This window comes from Phycisphaerae bacterium (genome assembly GCA_024102815.1).
Classification (GTDB): domain Bacteria; phylum Planctomycetota; class Phycisphaerae; order UBA1845; family UBA1845; genus JAGFJJ01.
This window is the reverse complement of the sequence record JAGFJJ010000066.1, coordinates 1-4,282: the sequence shown is the minus strand read 5'-3', so window position 1 is coordinate 4,282 and position 4,282 is coordinate 1. Positions and strand designations below refer to the sequence as shown.

General features: G+C 62.1%; 7 protein-coding genes. 5 read left to right on the top strand and 2 right to left on the bottom strand.

Going from position 1 to position 4,282, the window contains the following annotated elements; translation table 11 throughout:
• The 4 genes from J5J06_15655 to J5J06_15640 form a co-directional block, all read left to right on the top strand.
• Positions 1 to 162: tryptophan synthase subunit alpha (locus J5J06_15655; protein ID MCO6438526.1), on the top strand; the 162-nt coding region annotated here is incomplete at its 5' end.
• 174 nt (positions 163 to 336) lie between these two features.
• Positions 337 to 720, top strand: a complete 384-nt coding sequence (aroH, locus tag J5J06_15650; GenBank protein MCO6438525.1) for a chorismate mutase — start codon at positions 337 to 339, stop codon at positions 718 to 720.
• Positions 721 to 736: 16 nt separating this feature from the next.
• A complete protein-coding gene (gene aroF / locus J5J06_15645; GenBank protein MCO6438524.1) occupies positions 737 to 1,780 on the top strand; it encodes a 3-deoxy-7-phosphoheptulonate synthase in 1,044 nt (347 codons plus the stop codon).
• 67 nt (positions 1,781 to 1,847) lie between these two features.
• Positions 1,848 to 2,579 carry a segregation/condensation protein A gene (locus tag J5J06_15640; protein ID MCO6438523.1) on the top strand — a complete coding sequence of 244 codons (732 nt, stop codon included), beginning with the start codon at positions 1,848 to 1,850 and terminating at the stop codon, positions 2,577 to 2,579.
• Here the strand turns inward: J5J06_15640 and J5J06_15635 are convergent, their stop codons facing one another.
• Together J5J06_15635 and J5J06_15630 are read right to left on the bottom strand one after the other, a co-directional pair.
• A complete protein-coding gene (locus J5J06_15635) occupies positions 2,580 to 2,966 on the bottom strand; it encodes a type II toxin-antitoxin system VapC family toxin (protein MCO6438522.1) in 387 nt (128 codons plus the stop codon).
• A gap of 1 nt (position 2,967) precedes the next feature.
• A complete protein-coding gene (locus J5J06_15630; protein MCO6438521.1) occupies positions 2,968 to 3,249 on the bottom strand; it encodes a type II toxin-antitoxin system prevent-host-death family antitoxin in 282 nt (93 codons plus the stop codon).
• 161 nt (positions 3,250 to 3,410) lie between these two features.
• Between J5J06_15630 and J5J06_15625 the strand changes: the two genes are divergently transcribed.
• A partial coding sequence (locus tag J5J06_15625; protein ID MCO6438520.1) for a hypothetical protein occupies positions 3,411 to 4,282 on the top strand: 872 nt, incomplete at its 3' end.

The window sequence follows — 4,282 nt, the reverse complement described above, 5'->3', positions numbered from 1 at the left end:
GTGGGCTTCGGCATCAACACGCGGGCCCAGGCCGATGCGGTGAGAAAGGTCGCCGATGCGGCTATCGTGGGCAGTGCTATAATCGCGACAATTGACGCCGCGGAGGAGAACCACCGCGCGCAGAGCGTCAGGGAGTACGTGGAGAATGTCTCCGGCCGGTAGTGGACAGGTGAATGCGGCCCACACGTGGGAAGACGAGCGCCGATGGGCGTGGCGTTGGCCCCTCGTGGGCCGCGCTTATGGGTGTCCACCGGCCGGGACCTTTGGGCTCCCGGTTCGCTAAGGGCACAAACACCAAACCCTAACGAACCCCCTGCTGGAGGAGGACCTGCGCGTATGCCAGTTCGCGGCGTCCGTGGTGCTACAACCGTCACCCGGAACCAGAAAGAGGAGATCCTTGAAGTCACCAAGGAACTTCTGAGCACCATGCTCGAAGTGAACGAGATTGACACCGAGGACATCGCTTCGGCCTGGCTGACCACAACGCCCGACCTGTACGCGGAGTTCCCGGCAGTTGCCGCCCGCCAGATTGGCTGGACGCAGGTGCCGCTCATGCAGAGCCACGAGATGTCGGTCCCCGGCATGCTCCCGCTGTGCATCCGAGTCCTTCTCCATTGGAATACGGAGAAGACCCAGAGTGAAATCCGCCATGTGTACCTGCGCGAGGCAGCCCGCCTCCGCCCCGACCTCAGTACGAGTACACACTCAACAGCGCGTTAGTGGAGATTCTGAACCTGTGATCATCGTAGTTTCCCCGGAGGCCACTCCGGATGACATTGACGTTATCGTCGCCCGGATCGAAGAGACCGGGCGGCAGGCACACCTTTCCGTGGGCACCGAACGGGCCATCATCGGCGTGATTGGGCCCGACGACCCGGCCTTGCAGGATGCGTTCGAAAGCCTGCCCCATGTCGAATCGGTCCATCGCGTCACCAAGCCCTACAAGCTGGTGAGCCGCGAATTCCACCCGAACAACACCGTGGTCGACGTGGGCCGGGGCGTAACGGTGGGCGGTACCGAACTGGCCGTGATGGCAGGCCCCTGTTCGATCGAGAATGAAGAGCACATCTTCGAATCCGCGAAGGCCGTGAAGGCGGCAGGCGCGAACATGCTGCGGGGCGGCGCCTACAAGCCGCGCAGCTCGCCATACGCCTTCCGCGGGCTCGGCGAAGCCGGTCTCGAATACCTCGCCGCAGCCGGCCGCGAGATGAACCTCCCGGTCATCACCGAACTCATGACCGTGCGCGACATCGACAGTGTTGCCCGCTACGCCGACGTCATCCAGATCGGCGCGCGCAACATGCAGAACTTCATCCTGCTGGATGAGGTTGGGAAGACGAAGAAACCGGTGATGTTGAAGCGCGCCCTCAGCGGCACGATTGAGGAGTGGCTGCTGGCCGCCGAGTACATCATGGCGCAGGGCAATCCGCACGTTATCCTCTGCGAACGCGGCATCCGAACCTTCGAAACCGCCTATCGGAACACTTTCGATGTAAACGCCATCCCGCTCGTGAAGGAGTTAAGCCATCTGCCGATCATCGCCGACCCGAGCCACGGCACCGGCAAGCTGAACCTTGTCACACCGGTTGCCATGGCGGGGATTGCCGCCGGAGCGGATGGATTGATGATCGAGGTTCATAACAATCCGGAGCACGCACTCTCCGATGGAGCTCAGTCGTTGACATATGAACGCTTCACTTCGATGATGCGGTCAGTCGCCGGTATCGCTTCCGCGGTCGAGCGGACGCTTCCAGGGGTCTGGGCGTCTGCAGCGGTCTGATACGGGCGAGGGTCGTAAGACCGTTGCGGGAACGCCTCTGCGGGGGGGCGGCGGCCCGTCGGGAGCTATGGCTGAAATATCCCTTCCCGTGTTCCAGGGTCCCCTGGATCTTCTCCTCCACCTCATCGAGCGAGACGACCTTGATATCACGGCCGTCTCGCTCGTTGTCGTTACCGACCAGTACCTTGCCGCGATAAGAACGAGCGAGGGCTTCGAACCTGGGGCCCTTGCGGAGTTCGTTGCGGTCGGCGCGAAGCTCATCTACCTGAAGTCGAAGGCGTTGCTCCCACGGCCACCGCAGGAGGAGGGCAACGACTTCGAGGATGACGACATCGGCCGCGAACTCGTGGACCTGTTGCGGGAGTACAAGCGCTTCGCGGAAGTCGCCACCGTGCTCGAGGAGCGGCAAGAAATCGGGATGCGGATCTACACGCGGCTTGCTCCACCGCCACCCGTGCCGGAGGGCGCCGGACTCCAGAACGTCACGGTAGATCGTCTGCGGGCGATCATGCTCGAAGTTCTGAACAAGAAGCCCGCCGCCCCACGGGCCCCCGTGGTCATCCAGCGCGATACGGTCATGACGCTGAGCGAACGCGTCATGGACTTCCGCGAGCGCCTCCAACGGCGGGGCAAGTTCTCGTTCCGACGGGCGATCATGGAGTGCCGAACCCGGGTGGAGGTGGTGGTTTCGTTCCTTGCGATCCTGGAACTGCTGAAGGCGGGCATCGCGGATGCTCGGCAATCGAACCAGTGGGGCGATATTGAGGTGGTGGCGCTGGAGACGAGCGTCCTGGCGTAGTTAGCGGTCGAGTCCGGGCGACACGACGGCGAGCCCGGCGAACCGCGCGGCTTCCTGCATGCGGCTGTCGTAAGCGACGATGCCTTCGCAGGCCGGCCCGAGACGAAGCGCTGAAGCCACGTGAATGGCATCGAGGGGCCTCAACTCGGGTGGCGGCAGAGCAGCCGCCAGTAGCAAAACGTCAGTTGTTATCGTCATCAGGTGAAACGATTCAAACTGCTCCGGTTGTATTTCGACCTTCAGGCGGGCAGCCCCGCGGATGGTCTCGAGAACACCGAGTTGGCTAACGGCCATACGCCGGTCCGCCAAGAACTCTCGAAGCGCCTCAGATTCCGCTTCCTGAACGTACAGCTTTATGAGAGCCGAGCTATCGCAATACCAAACCAAGCTACGGGAGCCGCTCCTCTCGCAGTTCTTCAAGCACCAGCTCCGAGGTTAACCCCGTCGGTGACGGCGCGGGCTGCGGCAGATTCGCCCAGTCCTGGTTCCCTGGGATAATTTCGCCGCGCTCTATCATCTCCTCAAGGCGGGATTTCGGCCGCGTTGGAAGTGGGGTGAGCCGTGCCACCGGCACGTCTCGCTCCGTGACCTCCAGGGTTTCACCGGCCTTCACCAGGCGGATGTACTTGCTGGCGTTTTGCCGCAGCTCGCGGATACCAATGCGTCTCATGTGCTACATGTAGCACATCTGGTGCAGCGGTCGAGTCCCGGGCAGGCACGGGCACCGTGAACTACCTCACTGCGTATGCTGTCACGGCTCGCACACGATGGAACCCTGCCGCTGCTAATGCGCCGTAGCAGCGGTAATACTTCCTAACAGGAACGAGAAACATGGATTCGCAACAGACCGCGCATAAGCGTGCGCGGGCAGGGCTGCGCATTGCCTCGGCTGCTTTCGCCGTCGTGGCCGCATTCGGCGCTATCGCATCCACTGGCGACGTGACATTCGCCGCCAAGCCCAACAAACCACCAAAGAATGACGTCCAGGCTTCACTCAAGAAGTCAGTACTTCAGGTGACTGGCACCAATTCCGGCGAAATCATCGTCCTTCGGCTGCGCGCGGGGCAGCCCGGCACCATCGAGGTGGACGTCGCGGATGACGGTTCGGCGGACTTCAACTTCAAAAAGGACCGCGTTGAGACCATCGTCGTGAATGCGAATGATGGGGACGACACCATTCGCATTGACGAAAGCAACGGCATTTTCACTGACACCATCGCTACCACGCTGAACGGCGACGACGGGAACGACGAAATCCACGGCGGGAGCGAGGGCGAAACGCTCAATGGCGGCGGCGGAGACGACACGGTCTTTGGCGGCGCCGGGAACGACATCATCACCGGCGGCGCGGGCAATGACCAGGTCTTCGCTGGTGACGGCAACGACCGAATGATTTGGAACTCCGGCGACGGAACGGATCTACTCGAAGGCGAAGGTTGGACGGATGTCGTCGAGGTGAATGGTTCGGACGGCGACGAGACATTCACACTGACGGCGAACGGGTTGAGAGTCCGGTTCGACCGAATCAACCCTGCCCCATTCTCGCTCGACATCGGCACGACCGAGTACTTCTACCTGAATGCCAATGGCGGGAACGACCAGTTCTCGGCTACCGGCAACCTGGCCGCACTCATCCATGTGTCAGTTGATGGAGGTCCGGGCGATGACACCTTGCTCGGCTCCAACGGGGTCGATGTGCTCCA